This is a genomic window from Rathayibacter sp. AC451, from assembly GCF_979253095.1.
This window is the reverse complement of the sequence record NZ_CEEDBD010000001.1, coordinates 556551-578076: the sequence shown is the minus strand read 5'-3', so window position 1 is coordinate 578076 and position 21526 is coordinate 556551. Positions and strand designations below refer to the sequence as shown.

Here is a 21526-nt window from a genome sequence, read left to right as displayed (position 1 = left end):
GGCCGTGTAGATCGCGAGGTCGCCCAGGTGGTCCAGGATGAAGTCGGCCGCCCGCTGCTCCTGCCGCGAGAGCGACGCGTAGCCCGCGTCGATGCGGTGCCCGATGCTGGGCGGCGCGTCGGCGTCGGAGGGAGCGGCCGTCGTCATGCCCGCGACCTCGCGAAGGCGTGCACCGCCGCCTCGAAGGCGTCGAGCGCCACGGCCACGTCGGCCTCGGTCACGTTCTCCTCGGGGTGGTGGCTGACGCCGCCCTCGCAGCGGAGGAAGAGCATCGCGTAGTCGGTGAGCTCGGCGATCGCCATCGCGTCGTGGCCCGCCTTCGAGAACAGGACCATCGGCTCCTCGTCGCCGGTCGCGCGGATGCCCTCGCGGATCACGTCCTGGAGCGCCGCGGACGCGACGACGGCGGGAGCGCCGTGCGTCTCCTCGACGGTCAGCGAGAGCCGGCGGCGGCCGGCCGACTCCGACATCGCGTGCTGGATCCCGTCCCACACGCGGTCGCGGACGTCGTCGAACTCGGCGCGCAGGTCGATGCTGAACTCGACCCGGCCCGGGATCACGTTGACCGCTCCGGGGAACGCCTCGGGGCGGCCGACCGTGGCGATGCAGCCGTTGTCGCGGGCGATCCGCTCGACCGCGAGCACCGCCTCCGCAGCCCCGGCGAGCGCGTCGCGGCGGCGGTCGAAGGGCACGCCGCCCGCGTGACCGGCCTTACCGGTGAGCGTGACGGCGAAGCGGCGGGCGCCGGCGATGGAGGAGACGACTCCGAGCGCCCGATCGGCCTCCTCGAGGTACGGGCCCTGCTCGATGTGCGCCTCGAGGTAGCCGAGCAGGTCGTCGGCCGCGCGCGCCGCCGTCGAGATGCGGGAGGGATCGAGTCCGAACTCGTGGAACGCCTCGACGAGCGTGGTTCCCTGCGCGTCCTCGAGCTCCCACCAGCGCTCGTCCCAGGTGCCGGCCACGGCGCGCGATCCGAGGAGCGCGGTGCCGAAGCGGGTGCCCTCCTCGTCGCCGAACGCGACGACCTCGATCGCGAACGGCAGTCGGACGCCGGCGGCGTTCAGGCGCGAGACGACCCCGATCGCCAGCATCACGCCGAGGATCCCGTCGTAGCGGCCGGCGTCGATCACCGTGTCGAGGTGCGAGCCGAGCATCAGCGCGGGCTGACCCGGGGTGGCGCCCTCGTAGCGGCCGCACTGGTTGCCCGCGGCGTCCTGCCACGAGCGCATGCCCGCCTCCTCCATCCAGGCCGCCGCCATCGCGTTCACGCGGGCGTGCTCCGGAGAGGTAGACGCGCTCGATCGCGCCGCGCGTGCTCGAGACGGCCGCGAGCAGGTCGCAGCGCTCCATGATCGCGGCGGCGTCGACGGCGCTCACGCGGCGCTCCCGTACACGCCGTAGGCGCCGTCCACCCCGCCGCCCGGAGCGACGCGCGCACCCGCTCGGCGCAGCACCGCCTCGAGTGCCGCGAGCGTCGTCAGCACGGTGTCGGGGCGGGCGTTGTAGCCCATCGTGCCGATGCGCCAGACCTTGCCGTGCAGCGGACCGAAGGACGTGCCGATCTCGATGCCGAAGTCCTCGAGCATCGCGCCGCGGACCGCGTCGCCGTTCACTCCCTCGGGGATGCGGACCGCGACGACGTTGCTCATCTTGTGCGAGACGTCGCCGAAGACCTCGAGACCGAGGCCCTGCACGCCGGCGAGCATCGCCGCCCCGTGCAGCTCGTGCCGCGCGATCGTGTTCTCGAGGCCCTCCTCCACGATGATCCGGGCGCATTCCCGCGCGCCGTAGAGCATCGTGGTGGCCTCGGTGTGGTGGTTGAGCCGGCGCGGACCCCAGTAGTCGAAGACCATGCCGAGGTCGAAGTAGTTCGAGCGGACGGGGTGCGCACTGACTGCGTCGCCCTCGTCGCGGATGCCGGCCTCGATGCTCTTGCGCGACTCGATGACCGCGACGGCCTTCTCCGAGAACGTGGCGGGCGCCGAGCCGGAGGGTCCGCCGAGGCACTTCTGCAGCCCGGCCGTGACCGCGTCGAGCCCCAGCTCGTCGGCACGGAACGCGTTGCCCGCCAGCGACGCCGTGACGTCGGTGTAGAAGAGCACGCCGTGCTTCTCGCAGATCGCGCCGAGCTCCTCGAGCGGCTGCGCCATGGTGGTCGAGGTGTCGCCGTGCACCACGGCCAGCACCTTGGGCCGAACCCTCTCGATCGCCTCCGCGATGACCGAGACGGGGAACACCTGCCCCCACTCCGCCTCGATCACGTGCACCTCGGCTCCGCAGCGCTCGGCGATCTCGCGGAGGAGGTGGCCGAAGCGGCCGAAGACGGGCACGAGCACGCGGTCGCCCGGCTCGAGCATCGAGACGAGCGCCGCCTCGATGCCCGCGCGGCTGGTGCCGTCGACGAGCAGCGTCTTCTCGTTCTCGGTGACGAAGACGCGGCGGTAGAGCTCCTGCGTCTCGGTCATGTACGCGGTCATGGAGGGGTCGTACTGGCCGACCAGCTGCGCCGACATGGCGCGCAGCACGCGGGGGTCCGCGTTGATCGGGCCGGGACCCATCAGGAGCCGCGGGGGCGGGTCGATCGGCAGGAACGTCGAGATCGCGGGCGCGGTCGGAATGGGAACCACCTCTTCACGGACGGGGACGCAGGAGGAAAACCTGTTTCAAGCGCCCAGCATACGGAACAGACGTTTCACCCGTGTTTCGGCGCACCCGGCGATCAGGACCGGCCGAAGCCGGCGGCGAGCTCGATCAGCGCGAGATCCGTGCCGCGCCCGCCGATCAGGCAGAACCCGACAGGAGCGCCGTCCACGCTGAGCAGCGGCACCGACAGGGCCGGGTATCCGCCGATCCCCGCGACGCACGTCATGCTCAGCGTCGCCGTCCGCACCGCGTCGATCCGCTCGGCCGAGGCGTCGAGCGCGGGAGCGGGCGAGGAGGCGGAGGGCAGGAGCAGCACACGACCGTCGAGGGCGACGTCGAGCGCCCGCCTGAACCCCGCGAGCCGCAGCCGAGCGGAGGCGACGATCTCGGGACCCAGCAGCGACGCGGCGTCGAACCGGCCCTGCACGTCGGGAGCCAGAGCACCCGGATGCGCCGCGACCCACTCGCCGTCGGCGGCCCACGCCTCCGCCGCCTGCACGGTGCGGAAGGCCTCGAGCATCCCGTCGACGGGCGGCAGCTCGACGCCCTCGGGAGCGGTGAGGACGCCGGAGGCGACCAGCGCCTCGACCGCGTCGGTGAACGCACTGCGCACGGCCGGGTCGGCCGACTCGAGCAGTGCCGGAGCGATCGCGACGCCTCCGCCGAGTGGGCGCTGCTCCGACCCGCGCAGCCCGACCCGGGCCGTGCGCAGCAGCGTCTCGGCGTCGCGCGTCAGCCAGCCCACCGTGTCGAAGCTCGGAGCCAGCGGCAGCAGCCCCTCGACCGGCACCGCGCCGTGCGTCGTGCGCAGCCCCCAGAGCCCCTGGTAGGACGCAGGGACGCGGATGGAGCCCGCCGTGTCGGTGGCGAGGCCGATGGCCGCCTGCCCGAGCGAGACGGCGGTCGCCGGCCCGCTCGAGGAGCCGCCCGGGATCGCCCCGGGCACGGCGGGGTTCGGCGGGGTCCCGTAGCCGGAGTTGCGGCCCGCGATGCTGTACGCGAACTCGTCGGTCTGCGCGATGCCGCGCACGGCCGCCCCGGCCTCCAGCAGATCGGCCACGGCCGGAGCCGTCAGCGACTCGACCGAGGCCTCGGCGAGGCGCACGGGCACCCCGGCGCCGATCTGCTGCCCCTCGATCGCGAAGAGGTCCTTCACCGCGATGTCGAGCCCGTCCAGCTCCCCCGAGCCGGTGGGAGGCACGAGCGGCGCGCCGACGACCCGCCACACCCGCGCGTCCAGCGCCGGTGCGGGCGCCTGCACCTGTGCGGCGCGCACCCGCCACACGCCCTCGTCGAGCGACCAGAGCTGCGTGACCAGACCTCTCCCCCCGCGGGACGGCGTGTTCACCGTGACGACCAGCGCGGTGCCGGCGTCCACCGCCCGCACGTGCAGCTCGGCGAGGCCGCGCGGAGGAGTCCCACCGCGCCGTCCGCGGAACCCGGTGATCGCGTCGTGGCCGACCAGCAGCCCCGAGGCGTCGCCCCGGAGCGTCGTCGGCGCGCGGACGAACGCGTCCGCCAGCGCCGGCACGTCGTCGGCCGCGAGGGCGGCCTCGTACGCCACCACCGCGTCGACCAGGCCGTCCGGCAGCTCGCCCTCGAGCGAGGTCACGCGCGGGTCGAGACATCGAAGTCCGCCGTCCGCACGCGGGCGTGCACGCCCTTCACGAGGTCCACGACCTGCGAGATGTTGAAGTCGGTCGCTGCGCTCAGGTACGCGTAGGCCAGGCTCGCGTCCATGCCGTAGCGCGCCTGGAGCAGCGCGATGGCCGCGCGCACGCAGTTCTGCACCGCGACGTCGAGATCGGCGTCCATGCCGGTCGGCACCAGGAACTCGCTCGTCTCGCCCAGCGGCCCGACGAGCTCGCCGAACGCCGCGAGCGCGTCGGCGCGCGTCACCACCTCGAAGCGCACCCGCACGCGCAGGCTCGCCTCCATCGCCGTGAGCGCGACCTCGCCGTCGCCCTGCGCGAAGTGCGGATCCCCGACGTAGGCGAGCGCTCCGGGCACCTGCACCGGCAGGTAGAGGCTCGTCCCCGCCGTCAGCAGCGAGATGTCGATGTTGCCGCCGTGCGGACCGGGCGGCACGGAGTGCGGGCGCTCCTCGCCCGCGACCGCGACGCCCATGATCCCGAGGAACGGGTGCAGCTCGAACCTGGCCGAGCGCTCACCGCCCGCGACCAGCGGGAGCACGCCGCGCCGGATCCCGTCGGTACCGTCCTCGACGTGCGCGAAGGCGCTGAAGGGCCCCGCGGCGAGCGGGTACTCCCCCGGCAGCGCTCCGCGACCGTGCCGGTTCGAGATCACCCCGTAGGGCACGCGCGGCTCGGCCTCGAGCAGGGTCATCCGCAGCAGGTCGCCCGGTCGCGCGCCCCTCCACGGCGATCGGACCGGTGACGACGTGCGGTCCGTCGGCCTCGACGTCGCGGAACGGACCGGAGGCGGCGAGCTCGATCGCGTCGCGCAGCACGCCCTCGGGAGCGACGCCGTGGCGGCCGAAGAACGCGACCGGATCGCGGCCCTGATCCTCCAGGACCCCCTCGTGGCTCAGGGTGTCGATGACGACCTCGGCGCCGGAGTCGATCGTCAGCACTGCGCGGTCGCTCGCGCAGGGCAGCCGCCCCCAGAGCACCGAGTCGGGGCTCGCAGGCAGGTACCCCACACCCTCCGGGATCGACTCTCCGGGCTGCACCGCCCACTCCGCCAACCGCATGCGCCGCCCGCCTTCCTGTGCGGGAGCCTCCCGCGACCGTCCGACAGTACCGAAGCCGTGTTTCGTCTCTTCGCGCGCATCCGTGGCAGGATCGGCGGGGCTCAGCCCCCGCTCCACCCCGCGAGATGCACTCGAGCACGCGACGCGCCGTCGCGAGCGTGCCGGAACGGCCTCTCGCGGGCGCCTCCCCTCCCTCCGACGACAGGACCCCCGTGTTCCGACGCCTGCGCACCCGCACCGAGAACGTCCACCTCGGCCTGATGCTCGCCCTGACCTTCTCGACCGGCATCATCGACGCCGTCGGCTACCTCGGCCTCGACCGCGTCTTCACCGGCAACATGACCGGCAACGTCGTGATCCTCGGCATGGCCCTCGCCGGCGCCGACGACCTGCCCGTCGTCGGCCCGATCATCGCGCTCGTCGGCTTCATGCTCGGCGCCGCGATCGGCGGCCGCGTGCTGCGCCCCGTGAAGACCGGCTGGACGACCCGCTCCACCTGGCTCTTCACCGTGGTCGGCCTGCTGATGGCCGTGCTCGCGATCGTCCTCGGCGTCGTCCCCGAGCACCCGGAGCCGCTCGCCCTGACCGTGACGGGCATCCTCGGCCTGGCGATGGGTCTGCAGGCGGCGACCGCCCGCCACATCGCGGTGAAGGACGTGACCACGGTCGTCGTCACCTCCACCATCACCGGCTTGGCCGCCGATTCCTGGCTCGGCAGCGGCAAGGGCCAGCCCTGGTTCCGCCGCCTGGCGGCCGTCGTGCTGATCGGAGCCGGAGCCGGAGTCGGTGCCCTCGCGCTGACCGCGGGCCTCTGGCTCGGCCTCGCGATCGCCGCCGCCATCACCCTGATCGCGTCGCTGTTCGGCCACCTCGTCGCGCATGTGAAGCACGCTCCGGCATCCGAGAAGGCCACGGCCTGACCGCGCCGCTCCGCCCCATCGGCAGTGCGGGGTGACCGTCGTCCGTCAGGCCTCCGCACCCTGCCTCAGCTGAGGTCGCGCCGCTCCTCCGCCACCCGCGGCAGCAGCTGGCAGTGCGGGCAGAGGTGCGACGAGCGGTTCATGAACGGCACCCGCACGATCGCCTCGCCGCACCGCGGGCACGGCTTGCCGGTCTGCCCGTAGGCGTTGAGGCTGTGCGAGAAGTACCCCGACGCCCCGTTCACGTTGACGTACTGGGCGTCGAAGCTCGTCCCGCCCTCGGCCAGCGCACGCTCGAGCACCGAGCGCACCTCCGCGAAGAGGCGGCGGATCCGCGGCTCGCTCAGCGACGCGCTCGAGCGCTCCGGGTGCAGCTCGGCCGCCCACAGCGACTCGTCCGCGTAGATGTTGCCGATGCCGCTGACGAGGGTCTGATCGAGCAGCGCCCGCTTGATCCCGCTGTTCCGGCGCCCGAGCGCCGTCACGATGCCGGAGAGGTCGAAGAAGGGATCGAGCGGGTCCCGCGCGATGTGCGCCACCTGCGAGGGGACGCGTGCGGTCCAGTCTCCCAGCGGCCCGTCGCCGGAGTAGCCGCCCGGGGCGCCGTCCGGGGTGGGCTCGAGCGTGTCGATCGCCATGGAGCCGAAGATCCGCTGGTCGACGAAGTGCAGGGCGAGCTCGCCGTGCTCGGGGTGCTCGATGGCGATCCGGATGCGCGTCAGCCTGGCCGGCGGCGCATCCGCGGCGCGCAGCAGCACCTGCCCGCTCATCCCGAGGTGCACGAGCAGGGCCTCGTCGCGGCCGGCGGGCATCCAGAGGAACTTCCCGCGGCGCACGGCTCCGGCGAGCCGGCGCCCGACCAGCAGACGCTCGAACGCGCCGTGCAGATGCACGTGGCGCTTCAGCGAGCGCTCGTCGACGATCTCGACGCCGGTGACGAGAGAGCCGGTGACGGCCGGGGCGAGGCCGGCGCGCACCACCTCGACCTCGGGGAGCTCCGGCACGCCTAGGCCCCGGAGACGGGCGGCAGTGCCGCGAGGCGTGTCCAGGCGTCCAGCGCGGCCGCCATCTCGGCGGCCTTCTTGCTGGTCCCCTCGCCGCGGGCGGTGACCAGACCGCCGACGATCACGGTGGCCACGAACACCTTGTTGTGGTCGGGCCCGGTGGCGGCGATCTCGTAGCGCGGGGCGGGCGCGCCGCGCTCGGCTGCCGCTTCCTGCAGGCTCGTCTTGGGGTCCATCGAGACCCCGAAGCGTCCCGGATCCGCGCGCAGCGGAGCGATCAGGCGCAGGACGAGGTCCCGCGCGGCGTCGGGACCGGTGCCGAGGTACACGGCGCCGATGATCGCCTCGACGGTGTCGGCGAGGATCGACGCCTTCTCGCGACCGCCGGTCAACTCCTCGCCACGACCGAGGCGGACGAACGCGCCCAGCCCGATGCCGCGGGCGATCTCGGCCAGCGCGACCGTCGAGACGAGGCTCGCGCGCCGCTTCGCCAGGTCGCCCTCACTGAGGGCCGGGTACTCCGTGTAGAGCATCACCGTGACGGCCTGGCCGAGGATCGAGTCGCCGAGGAACTCGAGGCGCTCGTTGTGCGGGATCCCCCCGTGCTCGAAAGCGAACGACCGGTGCGTCAGGGCGAGCTCGAAGAGCTCACCGTCGAGGCTCACGCCGAGCGTGGCCTCCAGACGCGACCGGTCGTCGCTGGAGGGTGATGCGGAGGTCTGGTTCACCATGGACCACTCGTCGCCCGCCGCGGAGCGGCGGACGGCCGGAGGAGTCGGATCAGACGTCGGCGACCTTGCGGCCCTTGTACTCGAGGAACAGCGCGGTGCCCGCGGAGTCCTCGACGACCTTGGCGCGGTGGGGAAGGCTGTAGACGACCTTGCCGTTCTCGACGGTCTTGACCAGCTTGGGGGCCTCGGCCTTCCACTGCGAACGACGGGCGTGGGTGTTCGCGCGGGACTTCTTCCTCTTGGGAACAGCCATGATTCTCTCTTCTCTACCTAAGGTCCCGTAACGGGGCTAGTCGGATTCGGTGCGGGCGTTCGCGCCTGCACCGCTGTCTGCGGAAGCTCCGGGCGCTGCGGCCCCGCCGTTCCCCGTCTCGCTCAACCCGGCGAGCGCGGCCCACCTGGGGTCGTGCGGCGCATCGGGTTCGCGCTCGGAGGAATCGGCCAGCCGCTCCCCCGTGACGGGGTCGAGGCCCGGACAATCCGGCCGGCAGACCGGCTGGAACGGCAGCGACAAAACCACCGCATCCCTGACCAGAGGTTCAAGATCCACGTGGTCGTCGTGAACCTCATAGTCGAAAGCTTCGTCAGAAGAGTACGCGAAAAGTTCCTGGAACTCGACATCGACAGGCAGGGAGATGTCGGTGAGGCACCGGCTGCACTCGCCGACGGCCTCCGCCGAGACCTCGACACTGGCCAGGATCCCCTCGTGCACCGACTCCACGCGGACGTCGAGCTCGATCGGAGCGCCCTCGCGGACGGCCACGATCCCCTCGCCGTACTGCTCGGGCGCGTCGATGTCGAGACGGTGCTCGCGCATCTCCCCCGGACGGCCGATGAGATCGCGCACGTGCACGGTGAACGGCGTCTTTCGGAAAGTAGTCACGAGGGTCCATCTTACGCCCGGGAGCGCCGTCCGAGCGGGAGGCGCCGAAGTCGAGGGCGCACCGCACCCGAGGACGCGGCGCGGACCGGCCGGGAACGCGCGAGGGCCGGCCGAGAACGCGGAAGGGCCGGAGCCGTCGCGAGCGACGACCCCGGCCCGGGGAGCACGGATCAGGCGCCGCCCTCCTGCAGCGTCACCTCGATCGGCTCGAAGTCGGCGCCGCTGGTGTCGACGCCCTCCTCCTCGAGCTCGGCCAGCGCCTTCTCGACGTACTCGTTCGAGTACGCCGTCTCCGGCGGGTCGTCGCTGATGATCGTCGCGCCGGTCTCGTTCTGCGTCTCCTTGGCGATGTCGACGGTCTGCTGCCAGGCGGCCTCGTCGATCATGCCGATGCCGCCGGTCGAGGGCCAGATCAGCTTGTTGACCTCGTTGGTCATCCAGAGCTGGTGGCTCGTGCCGAGCGTGGACCCGGCGGCGGTGACGATGTCGGCCGCCTCCTCCGGGTTGTCCTTCGCGTAGATCCAGCCCTTGATCGAGGCCTTCACGAACGCGACCGTCTGCTCGGCGTACGCGTCGTCGCTCTCGAGCTTCTCGGCGTCGGCCCAGATGGCGTCCTGCAGCATCGCCGTGCCGACGTCGTTCCAGCTGATCACGTTCAGGTCGTCGGGCGTGTACAGCTCGCCCGTCTCGGGGTTCACGCTCTCGAGCACCTGCGCGTACTCGTTGTAGGTCATCGCCTGCGCCGCGTCGATGTCGCCGGCGAGGAAGCCGTTCATGTCGAACTGCTGCTGCACGAGCGAGATGTCGTCGAGTGACACTCCGTCCTGCTGCATGCCGGCGAAGAGCTCCCACTCGTTGCCGTAGCCCCAGCTGCCGACCGTCTTGCCCGACAGGTCGGCGGGCGAGGTGATGCCCTCGTCCTTGAACGAGATCTGCGTGGTGGCGCTCCGCTCGAAGATCTGCGCGACATCGGTGATCGCCGCGCCCTGCTCGATCGAGCCGAGCACCTTGGGCACCCACGAGATCGCGTAGTCCGCGTCTCCGGAGGCGAGGACGTCCTGCGGCACGATGTCGCCGCCGCCCTCGGCGATGGTCACGTCCAGGCCCTCGTCCTCGTAGTAGCCCTGGTCGAGGGCGGCGTAGTACCCGGCGAACTGGGCCTGGGCGACCCACTGCAGCTGCAGGGTGACCGGCGTGAGGTCGCCCGAGCCGGAGCCCGAGCCGCCGTCGTCGGTGCCGGATGCGCTGCATCCGGTGAGCGCGAGACCGACGGCGGCGAGCCCCGCCGTCGTGGTCGTCGCGATGCGCGTGCGTCTGTTCACTGTTCCTCCTGGTGGTGTGGTGCAGGACGTGCCTGGGCGGTGCTGGGGAGCGACGTGCCGTGGTGCAGGTGGAGCGCCGGGCGGACCCGGGTGGAACGGTGGAGCGCCGGGCGGACCCGGGTGGAACGGTGGTGCGCCGGGCGGACCCGGACGGGTGCGGCTGACGGGTCAGCGCGCGCGACTGCGCCGCAGAGCCAGGGCCTCGAGCCCCGCGGTGGCGCAGTAGAACAGGAGGCCGACGAGCACGGCGCCGAGCACGTAGGCGTAGGCGAGCGCGTAGTCGCTGCCCGAGGCCGCCGTGGTGATCGACTTGCCGAGTCCGCCCACCGGACCGCCGAAGTACTCGGCGACCAGCGCCGAGATGACGGCGAGGGAGGAGGCGATCCGCAGTCCCGTGAAGAAGAACGGCACGGCGGCGGGGAGGGTGATGGTCAGGGTGCTCTGCCACGGAGTCGCCGCGTAGGCCCGCATCAGGTCGCGGTGCACCGGAGTGGCCTGGCGCAGCCCGCGCAGGGTGTTCACGTAGACCGGCACGAAGACGGCGAGAGCTGCGACGAGCTGGCGCGCGGTCTCGGCGCTCGCTCCGAACATCGTGTAGAGCACCGGCGCCAGCGCGACGATCGGCACCACAGCGGCCGCGGCGACGATCGGAGCGACGAGGCCGTCGAAGACCCGCAGCAGCGCCGCGAGGCTCGCGACGACGACCGCGATCACCGCACCGGCGACGAGTCCGATCAGCGCGTTCCCTCCGGTGACCCGACTGCCCGAGGCGACCGAGCCCAGGTTCTGCGCGAACTCCGCGCCGATCGCCACCGGCGACGGGAGCACGAACGGCTTCACGTCGAGCGCCGTCACGACGACCTGCCAGAGCACCAGCGCCGCCACGCCGAGCAGCAGCGGCGCGAGGACGCTGCGCGCCAGCGCCGGGGTCGTCATCGGTTCTCCACGCCGCGCGGCACGGCCGCCGCCTCGCCGTGCAGCAGCTCGCGCACGGCGCTCACGTCGCGGAAGAAGGCCTCGTCCTCGCGAACGCCCTCATCGCGAGAGGCGGCCTCGGGCAGGCGGATGCTCAGCACGTCGCGGATGCGGCCCGGCCGCGGAGACATCACGACGACACGATCCGACAGGAACACCGCCTCCGGGATCGAGTGGGTCACGAACACCACGGCCGCCCCGGTCTCGGTGCGGATGCGCAGCAGCTCCGTCTGCATCCGCTCGCGGGTCATCTCGTCCAGCGCACCGAAGGGCTCGTCCATCAGGAGCAGCCGCGGGCTCTCGGCGAGCGCCCGCGCGATCGCGACGCGCTGCTGCATGCCTCCCGAGAGCTGGTCGGGGTAGGAGTCGGCGAAGTCGCCGAGCCCCACGAGCGCGAGCAGCTCGTCGACGCGCGAGCGGCGGGCGGCCGTGCTCGCCCCGTGCAGCTCGAGCGGCAGCGCGATGTTCGCGCGGATGCTGCGCCAGGGCAGAAGGCCCGCCTGCTGGAAGGCGATGCCGTAGTCCTGGTCGAGGCGGGCGCGCCGGGCGGTCTTGCCGAAGACCGAGATCGCGCCCGACGACGGCTCGGCGAGATCGGCGATCAGGCGCAGGAGCGTCGACTTGCCGCAGCCGGACGGCCCGATCAGCGAGACGAACTCGCCCGCCGAGATCTCGAGCGACACGTCCTGCAGGGCGGTGACGCTCGCACCCTTCTTCGTGCTGAACGTCTTGGTGACGGCGTCGACGACGACGGCGGACTCGGCAGCGCTCATGCGGGCTGCTCCCCTCTGCGGTATGGACGGAGGGCGACCCCGATCAGCGCGACGGCGCCGGCGGCCGCGAGGCCGACGAGCACCGCGCCCAGGATCGGCGCCCAGGGCTTGGCCGGGTCTCCCCCGGCGGCGGAGGCGAACTCGATGATCATGCGGCCCACTCCGCCGCGCAGGCCGATCGAGACCTCGGCGACCACGGTGCCGATGACCGCGCTGACCGCGCCCAGGCGCAGCGCCGGCAGCAGGTAGGGCACGCTCGCGGGCAGACGGAGGCGCAGCAGCGTCTTCCACCAGCCCACCCCGTAGACCCGCATCAGCTCGACCTGGTGCACGGGCGGGGATCCGAGCCCGCGCAGCGCCCCGATCGAGACCGGGAAGAAGGCGAGGTAGGAAGCGATCAGCGCCACCGACATCCAGTTCTCCCATGTGAACGCGCCGAGCTCGAGCTGCGAGCCCCAGCGGCGCACCAGGGGGGCGATCGCGATGAGCGGCACCGTCTGACTGAGCACGATCCACGGCAGCACCGCCGACTCCGCGGTGCGGAAGCGCTGCATCAGCAGGGCGAGCAGCATCCCGACGACCACCCCGACGACCCAGCCGACCGCGGCGATGCCGAGGGAGAAGGCGCTGGCCTGCAGCACCGCGAGCCACAGCGCCGGCGCGCCACGGGCACCCGTCACCGGCTCGGCGAGGCGCGCCGCGATCTCCCACAGGTGCGGCATCGCGATCGCACTCGTGCGCGGGAGCACGGTGACACCGCCGACGACCACTCCCGCCTCGGGTCCGAGCGCCTTGTACGCCTCCCAGACCGCAGCGAGCAGGAGCAGGCCGGCCGCGCCGAGCAGGATCCCGCGCGTCGCGGCCGTAGCCCTCATGCCTTGGCCGTGATGTGCGGGCCGAGAGCCGGGATGACACGCTCGCCGTAGACGCGCAGCGTCTCCTCCTTGTTGTCGTGCTGGAGGTAGCCGGCGAACTGCGTGACGCCGATCGCGGCGAGCGCCTCGAGCTTCGCGATGTGCTCCTCAGCCGTGCCCAGCACGCAGAAGCGCTCCACGATCTCGTCCGGCACGAACGAGGTGTGGCTGTTGCCCGCCCGTCCGTGCTCGTTGTAGTCGTAGCCCTCGCGCCCCGCGATGTAGTCGGTGAGGGCCTGGGGCACCGCGCCGCTCGTCCCGTAGCGTCCGACGATGTCGGCCACGTGGTTGCCGACCATGCCGCCGAACCAGCGGCACTGCTCGTACATGTGGGCCCGGTCCGTGCCGATGTACATGGGCGCTGCGACGCAGAACTGCAGCGACTCCGGATCGCGGCCCACGTTCGCGGCCGCCTCCTTGACCGTGCTGATCATCCAGCGCGCGATGTCGACGTCGGCGAGCTGGAGGATGAAGCCGTCGCCGACCTCGCCCGCCAGCTTGAGCGCGAGCGGTCCGTAGGCCGCCACCCACATCTCCAGGGAGGACCCGCGGCTCCACGGGAACTGCAGGGTCGAGCCGTTGTACTCGACCGAGCGGCTGTTGGCGAGCTCGCGGATGACGTGGATCGACTCCCGCAGCGCCTTGAGCGTCGTCGGGGCCCTCCCGTCACCCGCACCGCGGAGTCGCCGCGGCCGATCCCGCACACCGTGCGGTTGCCGTACATCTCGTTGAGCGTCGCGTGCAGGGAGGCGATGACCGTCCAGTCGCGCGTCGCGGGATTGGTGACCATCGGGCCGACGGTGATCCGGTGGGTCTTCTCGAGGATCTGCGAGTAGATCACGTAGGGCTCCTGCCAGAGCAGGTGCGAGTCGAAGGTCCACGCGTAGTCGAAGCCGTAGGTCTCGGCCAGGACGGCCAGGGCGACGGTGCGCGAGGCGGGCGGGTTGGTCTGGAGGACGACTCCGAAATCCATGGGGGTTCCTTCATGGTGCTGTGATGCAGGTGGTGACGGAGGTGTCATGCGACCCATTGAGGGTCGCTGTCGCGTGTCGTGGTCTTCCGTGGTTCCGACGACGGAGGTCGTCGGGGCTCGCCGCCTTTCTTGATCGGAGCTCGGAGCGATGCTCCGAACTCAGATCAAGTACTGCGAGAGGCCCCGCTTGATGTACTTCCCGTCGCCCTTCGTGCCGATGTACTGCCCGTCGTCGACGACGACCTTCCCGCGCGAGATCACGGTGTCGACGTGGCCGTCGATCTCGAACCCCTCCCACGCCGAGTAGTCCATGTTCATGTGGTGGCTGCGCCCCTCGCCGATGCCGATCGAGGTGTGGCCGTCCGGGTCGTAGACGACGACGTCGCCGTCGGCGCCGGGCTGGATCACGCCCTTCTTCCCGTACATGCCGAACATCCGCGCCGGAGTCGTCGAGGTCAGCTCCACCCAGCGCGGCAGCGAGATCTGCCCGGACACCACGCCCTGGTACATCAGGTCCATCCGATGCTCCACCGAGCCGATGCCGTTGGGGATCTTCGAGAAGTCGCCGACACCCATGTCCTTCTGGCCCTTCATGCAGAAGGGGCAGTGGTCGGTGGAGACCATCTGGATGTCGTTGGTCCGCAGCGACTGCCACATGTGGTGCTGGTGCCCCTCCGCTTTCGAGCGCAGCGGGGTGGAGCACACCCACTTCGCGCCCTCGAAGCCCGGAGCGCCCAGCTGCTCCTCGAGCGAGAGGTAGAGGTACTGCGGGCAGGTCTCGCCGAACACGTTCATGCCGCGGTCGCGGGCCTGGGCGATCTGCTCCACGGCCTGCTTCGCCGACACGTGCACGACGTAGAGGGGCGCGCCGGTGAGATCGGCGATCATGATCGCCCGGTGCGTCGCCTCCTCCTCCGCCTGCCACGGCCGCGAGGTGCCGTGGAAGTAGGGCGAGGTGTTGCCGGCCGCCAGCGATTGCTTCACCAGCTCGTCGATGATCGCGCCGTTCTCGGCGTGCATCATCATCATCGCCCCGTTCGAGGCGCCCTTCTGGAACGCCCGCAGGATCTGCCCGTCGTCCGAGAGGAACACGCCCTTGTAGGCCATGAACAGCTTGAAGCTGGTCACGCCCTCGTCCATCAGCTCGTCCATCGCGACCAGCGACGAGTCCTGCACATCCGACAGGATCTGGTGGAACCCGTAGTCGATCGCGCACTCCCCCGCGGCCTTCGCCTGCCAGGCCTGGTAGCGGTCCACGACGCTCTCGCCGGGGTACTGGACCACGAAGTCCACGATCGAGGTGGTGCCGCCCCAGGCCGCGGCCCGGGTGCCGGTCTCGAAGGTGTCCGAGGCGAACGTGCCGCCGAAGGGCATCTCCATGTGCGTGTGCGCATCGATGCCGCCGGGGATCACGTACTTGCCCGTCGCGTCGATCACGCGGTCGACGTTCGCCGCGAGATCGAAGCCGAGCAGCGTGGATCCCGGTGCGAGGACCGCGGCGATGGTCTCGCCGTCGATCAGCACGTCCGCGGTGCCGGTGCCGGTCGCGTTCACGACCGTGCCGTTGGTGATGAGGGTCTTCATCGTCGCTCCTGGGTGGATCGGGCGGTCACGGCTTCGGGATGCTGGTGTACGACTCCGGTCGGCGGTCGCGGTAGAACTGCCAGTCGTCGCGCATCTGCTGCACCATGTCGAGATCGAGATCGCGGATCAGGATCTCCTCGCTCTCCCCGGAGCCGCGCTCGCCGACGAAGTTCCCGCGCGGATCGATGACCTGGCTCGTGCCGTAGAAGTCGACGGCGAGCTCGCCGTACTCGTTGTCCTCGCGGCCCACGCGGTTGGGCTGGAGCACGAAGTAGCCGTTCGCCACGGCGGCGGCCGGTCCCTCGACCTCCCACAGGCGGTTGGAGAGCCCGGGCTTGGTCGCGTTCGGGTTGAAGACGAGGTGCGCCCCGTTCAGGCCCAGCTCGCGCCACCCCTCCGGGAAGTGCCGGTCGTAGCAGATGTGCACGCCCACCTTGCCGACGGCGGTGTCGAACACCGGGAAGCCGAGGTTTCCCGGGCGGAAGTAGAACTTCTCCCAGAAGCGGTCGAGGTGCGGGATGTGGTGCTTGCGGTACTTGCCGAGGATCGTGCCGTCGGCGTCGACCACGACAGCGGTGTTGTAGTACACCCCGGTCTGCTCCTCCTCGTAGATCGGGAGGATCATCACGACGCCGAGCTCCTTCGCCAGCGCCGCGAAGCGCTGCACGATCGGCCCGTCCGCGGGCTCCGCGTAGCGGTAGTACTTCTTGTCCTGCGTGATGCCGAAGTAGGGGCCGTAGAACAGCTCCTGGAAGCAGACGATCTGCGCTCCTTCGGCCGCGGCGTCGCGGGCCATCTGCTCGTGCTTGTCGAGCATCGACTCCTTGTCGCCGGTCCAGGTGGTCTGGGTGATCGCTGCGCGGACGATGGTCATCGGTACCTCCATGACGTGGGGTCATCCGCCGGCGGGTCTCCATCGGCGGAACTCCTCGGGCGCCTCGGCGCCGTGCGGATGCGGAGCCGAGAGACCGTGGTCCCCACTGTGGTGGGCCGTGCGCCCGAAGGCAACGCTCCCGGCCGAGCTCCGTGGACAGGGGCCATCGTCGTCCTTCGACGTTTCCCGCGTGTTTCGAGCGGGGATCCGCAGCATTAAGGCTCACGTGCCACCGTTTCCGTCGGTGCGCGCCACGCGCGGTACCGTGAGCGGATGCGCATCACGATCCTGGCCGGCGGCGTCGGCGGAGCCCGCTTCACCTCCGCGGTGCGGGAGCACCTCCGCGATCTGGAGGCCGCGGGCGGAGGTCCCTCCGAGATCACGGTCGTCGCGAACACCGGTGACGACATGTGGCTGACCGGCCTCAAGGTCTGCCCCGATCTCGACTCCCTCACCTACGCGCTCGGCGGCGTGAACGACTCCGAGCGCGGCTGGGGCCGCGCGGGCGAGTCGGAGCGGGTGTCGGCCGAGCTCACCGCGTTCGGCGTCGGCTGGCCCTGGTTCACCCTCGGCGACCTCGACCTCGGCACGCACATCGCCCGCACCTCGATGCTCCGCGACGGCCTCACCCTCTCGGAGGCGACCGAGCGGATCACCGCGCGCTGGCCTCTCGGCGTCCGCCTGCTCCCCATGTCCGACGACGACGTCGAGACGCACGTCGAGGTCGAGCTCCCCGGCGAGGGCGTGCGACTGCTGCACTTCGAGGAGTGGTGGGTGCGGCTGCGCGCCTCCGTCCCCGCGCGCCGCTTCGTGCAGCAGGGGGTCGCGGCCGCGCGTCCCGCCCCCGGTGTCCTCGAGGCGATCGCCGACACGGACGCGGTGCTCGTCGCTCCGTCGAACCCCGTCGTGTCGATCGGCACGATCCTCGGAGTGCCCGGCATCGCCGACGCCGTGCGCGCGACGGCGGCGCCCGTCGTCGGAGTCTCCCCCGTGATCGGCGGGGCGGTGGTGCGCGGCATGGCCGACGCCTGCCTCGCCGCGATCGGCGTGGAGACCTCGGCCGAGGCCGTCGGCCGGCACTACGGCGTCCGCTCCTCGGGCGGGCTGCTCGACGCCTGGCTCGTCGGCGAGGAGGACGCGGACGCCGTCGCCGGACTCGAGTCCACCGGGCTGCGCGCCCGCTCGGTGCCCCTCTGGCTGCGCGACCGAGCCTCCTCGGTGCGCCTCGCCGCCGACGCGATCGCGGCCTCGCGCGGCTGACCCGACCGGATCGGCGTCCGCCGCTCCCGCGGTCCGCCCGCGAAGGAGCGCGCCGCGAGTCCCGATCCCTTGTACGGTCGTCCCGGATCGACTTCCCGGTGCTCGCACCGGATCCGGAGTCGCACGACCCCGTCCTGGACCGCACCCGCGTGATCCTCCGGCCGGACCGCAGGGCGCGGACGCCCGCAGGAGGACGCATGGAGCACAGCACCGGGTCGACGGACCCCCGGGTCCGCGCGTCGGCCGTCCGACCGGATCGAGCCGCGGAGGCTCCCGGTGCCTGAGCGCTCCGTGATCGTGCGCACGGCGGAGGACGGCCTCGAGGACGTCCACTCCGCTCTCGAGGAGCTGTGGGCCGAGGCCCCCGAGCTCGGCTCATGGGACCGCATGGCGTTCACGACCGCCGTCGTCGAGCTGGCGACGAACGTCCTCCAGCACGGCCGGGCCCCTCGGGACGTCGTCTGCCGGATCGATCTCGGCCTGGACGAGCACGAGATGCGCGCGGTTCTCGAGGACACCGGCGACGCCGTCGGGATCGACGTCGCCGACCCGCGGGCCATGCCCGACGAATGGGCGGAGGCGGGCCGCGGCATCCCGTTCATCCAGGCGCTCGTCACCCGCTTCGAGCATCAGCGGGTCGACGGCCGCAACGTCTGGACGATCGTCCGCGAGCGCAAGCGCTCCTGACCCGGTCCTGCGAGCGGGACACCGGGGCGAGGAGTCCGCACCCAGGCCGATGTGCCAGCGTGGATCCCGCTGCGCGTCCGCCGACGCCGCAGACCCCCGTCGGAAGGAACACGTCATGCCCGGTGCCCTCGTCCTCGCCGGAGGCGGCCTCGCCGGGATCGCCTGGGAGCTCGGAGTCGTCCGCGGCATCGCCGACGCCTCTCCCGAGGCGGCCCGCCTCCTGCTCGATCCCTCGACCGTCTTCATCGGCACGTCCGCCGGCTCGGCGGTCGCCGCCCAGCTCAGCACCTCCGTCGGACTCGACGAGTCGTACGCCGCGCAGCTGCGCGAGGAGTCCGCCGAGATCGGAGCCGTCATCGACGCCGAAGGGCTGCAGGCGATGTTCGCCGCCGCGGTCGAGGGCGCGGTGTCGGCTGAGGACGCGCGGCGCCGCATCGGCGCGCTCGCTCTGACGACCGCCACGCTGCCCGAGGAGTCGCGCCGCGCCGTCATCGCCGCTCGGGTCGCCGACGCCGACTGGCCCGAGCGCCCCCTGCTGATCACCGCGGTCGACACCGCCACGGGCGCGCTCGCCGTCTTCGACCGCACGAGCGGAGTCGGGCTCGTCGACGCGATCGCCGCCAGCTGCGCCGTCCCCGGCGTCTGGCCCCCGGTCACCATCGACGGCGTCCGCTACATGGACGGGGGCGTGCGCTCCGGCAGCAACGCCGACCTCGCGGCGGGAGCCGACTGGGTCCTCATCGTCACTCCGCTCCCCGGAGTCGGGTCACCGGGAGCGGGCACGCTGCCGACGAACGAGCTGGACGCCCTGTCCGGCTCCCGCGTCGAGGTGGTCTACGCCGACGAGGCGTCGATCCGCGCGTTCGGGCCCAACTCGCTCGATCCGTCGGTGCGCGCCGCGTCGGCCGAGGCCGGTCGCGCACAGGGCGCCCGGATCGCAGGAGTGGTCTCGGCCCTGGTCGGCGCCTGAGCCGGCGCGCCCTCGCGCGCCCGCCTCAGTGCGCGACCCGATAGCGCAGGAACACCGTGCCGTCGGCGAACCGCCGCTCCTCGGTGAGCTCCAGTGAGCTCCGGAGCCCTCGCGGCAGGAACCGCGTGCCGCCGCCGACGACGATCGGGACGACGTACCAGCGGATCTCGTCGACGATCCCCGCCAGGAGCGCCTGCGCGGCGAGCTGGGCTCCCCCGATCGACACGTCGTCCTCCAGGGCCGCGGCGTGCTCCCTCGCCCGCGCGGGATCGAAGCGGCGCTCGAGGCGCGTGCGCCCGGTGCGCACTTCGTCGAGCGTCCGGGAGTACACGACCTTGTCGGCCGCGCGCCACATCCGCTGGTAGTCCTGGATGAACACGAAGTCCTCCGCGAGGGCGAAGCCCGCCTCCCACGGCAGCATCGTCTCGTACATACGGCGCCCGTACAGGTAGGTCCGCACCCGCTCCTCGGTCTCGGTGATGAAGCGGTGCACCTCGGGTCGCGGCTCCGCCCACGCGAAGCCGCCGGCCTCGTCGGTGGTGAACCCGTCGATCGAGGCGATCCCGCTGTAGACGAGCGCGCCCACGTCGGCCTCCCCTGCGGACGGCTTCGGGTTCCGTCCACGAGCGCGAGGGTAGGCGCGAGAGCGCTCCCACGCAAGGATCGACGGTACATCCGGCGGCGATCGGCGGAGGGTCGCGGCACTCCACCCCGCTGTCCCCCGCCGGACCGCGTAAAGTGGCCGAGGCCGTGCCCGCGGCCGCGAAGGGTTCCGGATGAAGATCAGCCAGCTGCGTCACTTTGTGGCGGTCGCCGAGGAGCTGCATTTCGTGCGCGCCGCCGAGAAGCTCGGCATCTCGCGGCAGAAGCTCGACTCCTCCGTCGCCGCCGTCGAGCTCGACCTCGGACGCCCGCTGTTCGAGCCGGGCGCCTCGCGCACGGTGCTGACCGCGGCGGGCCGCCAGCGGCTGGCCCAGGCCCGCGAGGAGCTCGCCGCCCTGGGCGACGAGCCCGGCACCAGCGCCCCCGCCGGAGGCAAGGCCAAGGCCTCCAAGGGCACCGGCCGGGCCCCCATCGTGAAGGGCCAGCCCAAGCCCTACAAGCGCCGCCAGTCGCGCTGATCCGCGATCAGGAGTAGCGCACCGCGACGGTGCGCGTCGACGGATCGCCCAGGCGGAAGGCGTCGTCCGTCGAGAGCACGGCGTCGAGCGAGTTCCTCCCGGCGGCCGAACCGATCGGACGCGTGACGCTGAGGTGGACCCAGCCGGCCGTGCCCTCGAGGCCCTCGCGCAGGAATCCGGCCGGCCAGGTGAGCACGATGTCGTCCCCGGATCGCTCGAGCGTCCAGTTCGGCGAGTCGTCCTGCGTTCCCGTCCGGCGGCTGAGGACGGGATCGCCGAACAGCGCTGCGGGCGCGTTCCGCCAGGTCAGGCGGAGGGGATCGGGCTCGTCGTCCCCGATCGTCCCGAGATCGAGGTCGATCCTGGCGCTGAGGACGAGCACCTGGCCGGCGGCGACGGACGCCCGGTCGACGGCGACCGCCTCGAGCTGGAGCACCGCGGAGCGCTGGACGACGACCGGGTACGACAGAGTCGGTGCGCCGGGGGTCGAGACCAGCAGGACCGCGCTTCCGACCGCCGCACCGTGGACGACGCGGCTCACCGCGCGTCCGGTCGCGCCGGTGGTGCCGGTCACCGTGCCGGGGCCGCCGGTGGTCGAGAAGGCCGCGCGGCCGGTGCCCGCGACCAGGACGAACGTGACGAGCGCCCCCCTGACCGCGGCTCCCGTCTCCCGGTCGGTCACCGCGACCTCCACGTCCCCGCCCGACGCGGCCGGGTGCTGCCCGACGCGCATCGTCAGGGGTGCTCCGCCGAGGGGGGAGACCGCTGCGAGCACCAGGGCATCCAGGGTCGGCGACGCCGCGGCCAGCGGGGCGGCGACGGCGGCGACGACGGCGGGCACCGCCCAGGCGACGGTGCGGCGGCAGGGGCCGGAGGGCGTGTGCTCGGTCATGCGGAGTCCGTTCGCGAGGAGCCAGGGTCGCTCAGAACTGTGGGGCACCCCGGCAGCGCGCCGAGGGGCCTGGCGCGAAGAGCGCGAGGAGACCGAGCGCGGATCCTCACGCGAGGCGTCCCACGACGGACGCTCCGCGCACACGCCGGGAAGCGACCGCCCGGGCCCCGTCGGTCGGATCCGTCCCCCGGACGTCGGGACGCCGCGGAGCCGCGCATGCTCGGACCGCCGTCTGCATCGGCGCGTTCCGAGGCGCTCCATGGACCGACGTCGGGACCGGGACGGCG

At 72.3% G+C, this 21526-nt stretch carries 21 protein-coding genes and 1 pseudogene; 5 read left to right on the top strand and 17 right to left on the bottom strand.

All coding sequences use genetic code 11. The features are described from left to right. Positions 1–143 precede the first annotated feature (143 nt). The 4 genes from AC0CID_RS02695 to AC0CID_RS02680 form a co-directional block, all read right to left on the bottom strand. Positions 144–1259, bottom strand: coding sequence for an allantoate amidohydrolase (locus tag AC0CID_RS02695; RefSeq protein ID WP_465228036.1), 1116 nt, complete (start codon positions 1257–1259; stop codon positions 144–146). Between the two features lie 114 nt (positions 1260–1373). Then, a complete protein-coding gene (locus AC0CID_RS02690; RefSeq protein ID WP_465228035.1) occupies positions 1374–2558 on the bottom strand; it encodes a pyridoxal-phosphate-dependent aminotransferase family protein in 1185 nt (394 codons plus the stop codon). 161 nt (positions 2559–2719) lie between these two features. After that, positions 2720–4255 carry an AtzH-like domain-containing protein gene (locus AC0CID_RS02685; RefSeq protein WP_465225695.1) on the bottom strand — a complete coding sequence of 512 codons (1536 nt, stop codon included), beginning with the start codon at positions 4253–4255 and terminating at the stop codon, positions 2720–2722. Next, a complete protein-coding gene (locus tag AC0CID_RS02680; RefSeq protein WP_465225694.1) occupies positions 4252–4989 on the bottom strand; it encodes an acetamidase/formamidase family protein in 738 nt (245 codons plus the stop codon). Before AC0CID_RS02680 ends, AC0CID_RS02685 begins: the two co-directional genes overlap by 4 nt. 579 nt (positions 4990–5568) lie before the next feature. Here AC0CID_RS02680 and AC0CID_RS02675 point away from each other — a divergent pair. After that, the gene (locus AC0CID_RS02675; RefSeq protein WP_465225693.1) at positions 5569–6276 is read left to right on the top strand and encodes a YoaK family protein; all 708 of its coding nucleotides are present in this window, start codon (positions 5569–5571) and stop codon (positions 6274–6276) included. A 65-nt stretch (positions 6277–6341) separates the two neighbouring features. On the opposite strand, the gene mutM is transcribed toward AC0CID_RS02675, so the two are convergent. The 11 genes and pseudogenes from mutM to AC0CID_RS02620 all read right to left on the bottom strand — a co-directional run bounded on the left by mutM (position 6342) and on the right by AC0CID_RS02620 (position 16309). Beyond that, positions 6342–7280, bottom strand: coding sequence for a bifunctional DNA-formamidopyrimidine glycosylase/DNA-(apurinic or apyrimidinic site) lyase (gene mutM, locus AC0CID_RS02670; protein ID WP_465225692.1), 939 nt, complete (start codon positions 7278–7280; stop codon positions 6342–6344). A 2-nt stretch (positions 7281–7282) separates the two neighbouring features. Further along, positions 7283–8011, bottom strand: a complete 729-nt coding sequence (gene rnc, locus AC0CID_RS02665) for a ribonuclease III (protein ID WP_465225691.1) — start codon at positions 8009–8011, stop codon at positions 7283–7285. A gap of 49 nt (positions 8012–8060) precedes the next feature. Continuing rightward, positions 8061–8264 carry a 50S ribosomal protein L32 gene (gene rpmF / locus AC0CID_RS02660; RefSeq protein WP_207402392.1) on the bottom strand — a complete coding sequence of 68 codons (204 nt, stop codon included), beginning with the start codon at positions 8262–8264 and terminating at the stop codon, positions 8061–8063. A gap of 36 nt (positions 8265–8300) precedes the next feature. Next, entirely contained in the window at positions 8301–8828 is a 528-nt protein-coding gene (locus tag AC0CID_RS02655) for a YceD family protein (RefSeq protein ID WP_207402535.1), read from the bottom strand. A gap of 236 nt (positions 8829–9064) precedes the next feature. Continuing rightward, positions 9065–10216, bottom strand: coding sequence for an ABC transporter substrate-binding protein (locus AC0CID_RS02650; RefSeq protein ID WP_465225690.1), 1152 nt, complete (start codon positions 10214–10216; stop codon positions 9065–9067). Between the two features lie 168 nt (positions 10217–10384). Beyond that, positions 10385–11152, bottom strand: a complete 768-nt coding sequence (locus AC0CID_RS02645; protein ID WP_207402393.1) for an ABC transporter permease — start codon at positions 11150–11152, stop codon at positions 10385–10387. Continuing rightward, complete coding sequence (locus AC0CID_RS02640) at positions 11149–11964, bottom strand: ABC transporter ATP-binding protein (RefSeq protein ID WP_465225689.1); 816 nt, start codon at positions 11962–11964, stop codon at positions 11149–11151. Before AC0CID_RS02640 ends, AC0CID_RS02645 begins: the two co-directional genes overlap by 4 nt. Beyond that, on the bottom strand, positions 11961–12839 hold the full coding sequence (locus AC0CID_RS02635; RefSeq protein WP_207402395.1) for an ABC transporter permease: 879 nt from the start codon (positions 12837–12839) through the stop codon (positions 11961–11963). Before AC0CID_RS02635 ends, AC0CID_RS02640 begins: the two co-directional genes overlap by 4 nt. Continuing rightward, positions 12836–13899: pseudogene (locus AC0CID_RS02630) on the bottom strand (TIGR03842 family LLM class F420-dependent oxidoreductase). Before AC0CID_RS02630 ends, AC0CID_RS02635 begins: the two are co-directional and overlap by 4 nt. A gap of 111 nt (positions 13900–14010) precedes the next feature. After that, positions 14011–15435: a dihydropyrimidinase gene (gene hydA / locus AC0CID_RS02625; RefSeq protein WP_207402397.1), complete on the bottom strand. Its 1425-nt coding sequence runs from the start codon at positions 15433–15435 to the stop codon at positions 14011–14013. Positions 15436–15460: 25 nt separating this feature from the next. Next, positions 15461–16309: a nitrilase-related carbon-nitrogen hydrolase gene (locus tag AC0CID_RS02620; protein ID WP_207402398.1), complete on the bottom strand. Its 849-nt coding sequence runs from the start codon at positions 16307–16309 to the stop codon at positions 15461–15463. A gap of 273 nt (positions 16310–16582) precedes the next feature. Between AC0CID_RS02620 and cofD the strand changes: the two genes are divergently transcribed. From cofD to AC0CID_RS02605, 3 genes are all read left to right on the top strand, one after another. Then, complete coding sequence (gene cofD / locus AC0CID_RS02615; RefSeq protein ID WP_465225688.1) at positions 16583–17569, top strand: 2-phospho-L-lactate transferase; 987 nt, start codon at positions 16583–16585, stop codon at positions 17567–17569. 276 nt (positions 17570–17845) lie between these two features. Beyond that, a complete protein-coding gene (locus AC0CID_RS02610; RefSeq protein ID WP_465225687.1) occupies positions 17846–18256 on the top strand; it encodes an ATP-binding protein in 411 nt (136 codons plus the stop codon). A 115-nt stretch (positions 18257–18371) separates the two neighbouring features. Then, the gene (locus AC0CID_RS02605; protein ID WP_465225686.1) at positions 18372–19226 is read left to right on the top strand and encodes a patatin-like phospholipase family protein; all 855 of its coding nucleotides are present in this window, start codon (positions 18372–18374) and stop codon (positions 19224–19226) included. 25 nt (positions 19227–19251) lie between these two features. Here the strand turns inward: AC0CID_RS02605 and AC0CID_RS02600 are convergent, their stop codons facing one another. After that, positions 19252–19812, bottom strand: coding sequence for a dihydrofolate reductase family protein (locus AC0CID_RS02600; RefSeq protein WP_465225685.1), 561 nt, complete (start codon positions 19810–19812; stop codon positions 19252–19254). A 190-nt stretch (positions 19813–20002) separates the two neighbouring features. Between AC0CID_RS02600 and AC0CID_RS02595 the strand changes: the two genes are divergently transcribed. Then, positions 20003–20347 (top strand): LysR family transcriptional regulator, encoded by a 345-nt coding sequence (locus AC0CID_RS02595; RefSeq protein WP_207402403.1) that lies wholly within the window; start codon positions 20003–20005, stop codon positions 20345–20347. 7 nt (positions 20348–20354) lie between these two features. On the opposite strand, the gene AC0CID_RS02590 is transcribed toward AC0CID_RS02595, so the two are convergent. Then, positions 20355–21239: a hypothetical protein gene (locus AC0CID_RS02590; RefSeq protein WP_465225684.1), complete on the bottom strand. Its 885-nt coding sequence runs from the start codon at positions 21237–21239 to the stop codon at positions 20355–20357. Positions 21240–21526: the final 287 nt, after the last annotated feature.

Bases quoted from the DNA above. Each gene is read 5' to 3' on its own strand.
- AC0CID_RS02695 (WP_465228036.1), bottom strand. From the start codon at position 1,259: ATGGCGGCGGCCTGGATGGAGGAGGCGGGCATGCGCTCGTGGCAGGAC.
- AC0CID_RS02690 (WP_465228035.1), bottom strand. From the start codon at position 2,558: ATGGGTCCCGGCCCGATCAACGCGGACCCCCGCGTGCTGCGCGCCATG.
- AC0CID_RS02680 (WP_465225694.1), bottom strand. From the start codon at position 4,989: ATGACCCTGCTCGAGGCCGAGCCGCGCGTGCCCTACGGGGTGATCTCG.
- rnc (WP_465225691.1), bottom strand. From the start codon at position 8,011: ATGGTGAACCAGACCTCCGCATCACCCTCCAGCGACGACCGGTCGCGT.
- rpmF (WP_207402392.1), bottom strand. From the start codon at position 8,264: ATGGCTGTTCCCAAGAGGAAGAAGTCCCGCGCGAACACCCACGCCCGT.
- AC0CID_RS02655 (WP_207402535.1), bottom strand. From the start codon at position 8,828: ATGCGCGAGCACCGTCTCGACATCGACGCGCCCGAGCAGTACGGCGAG.
- AC0CID_RS02645 (WP_207402393.1), bottom strand. From the start codon at position 11,152: ATGACGACCCCGGCGCTGGCGCGCAGCGTCCTCGCGCCGCTGCTGCTC.
- AC0CID_RS02640 (WP_465225689.1), bottom strand. From the start codon at position 11,964: ATGAGCGCTGCCGAGTCCGCCGTCGTCGTCGACGCCGTCACCAAGACG.
- AC0CID_RS02635 (WP_207402395.1), bottom strand. From the start codon at position 12,839: ATGAGGGCTACGGCCGCGACGCGCGGGATCCTGCTCGGCGCGGCCGGC.
- hydA (WP_207402397.1), bottom strand. From the start codon at position 15,435: ATGAAGACCCTCATCACCAACGGCACGGTCGTGAACGCGACCGGCACC.
- AC0CID_RS02620 (WP_207402398.1), bottom strand. From the start codon at position 16,309: ATGACCATCGTCCGCGCAGCGATCACCCAGACCACCTGGACCGGCGAC.
- cofD (WP_465225688.1), top strand. From the start codon at position 16,583: ATGCGCATCACGATCCTGGCCGGCGGCGTCGGCGGAGCCCGCTTCACC.
- AC0CID_RS02605 (WP_465225686.1), top strand. From the start codon at position 18,372: ATGCCCGGTGCCCTCGTCCTCGCCGGAGGCGGCCTCGCCGGGATCGCC.
- AC0CID_RS02595 (WP_207402403.1), top strand. From the start codon at position 20,003: ATGAAGATCAGCCAGCTGCGTCACTTTGTGGCGGTCGCCGAGGAGCTG.
- AC0CID_RS02590 (WP_465225684.1), bottom strand. From the start codon at position 21,239: ATGACCGAGCACACGCCCTCCGGCCCCTGCCGCCGCACCGTCGCCTGG.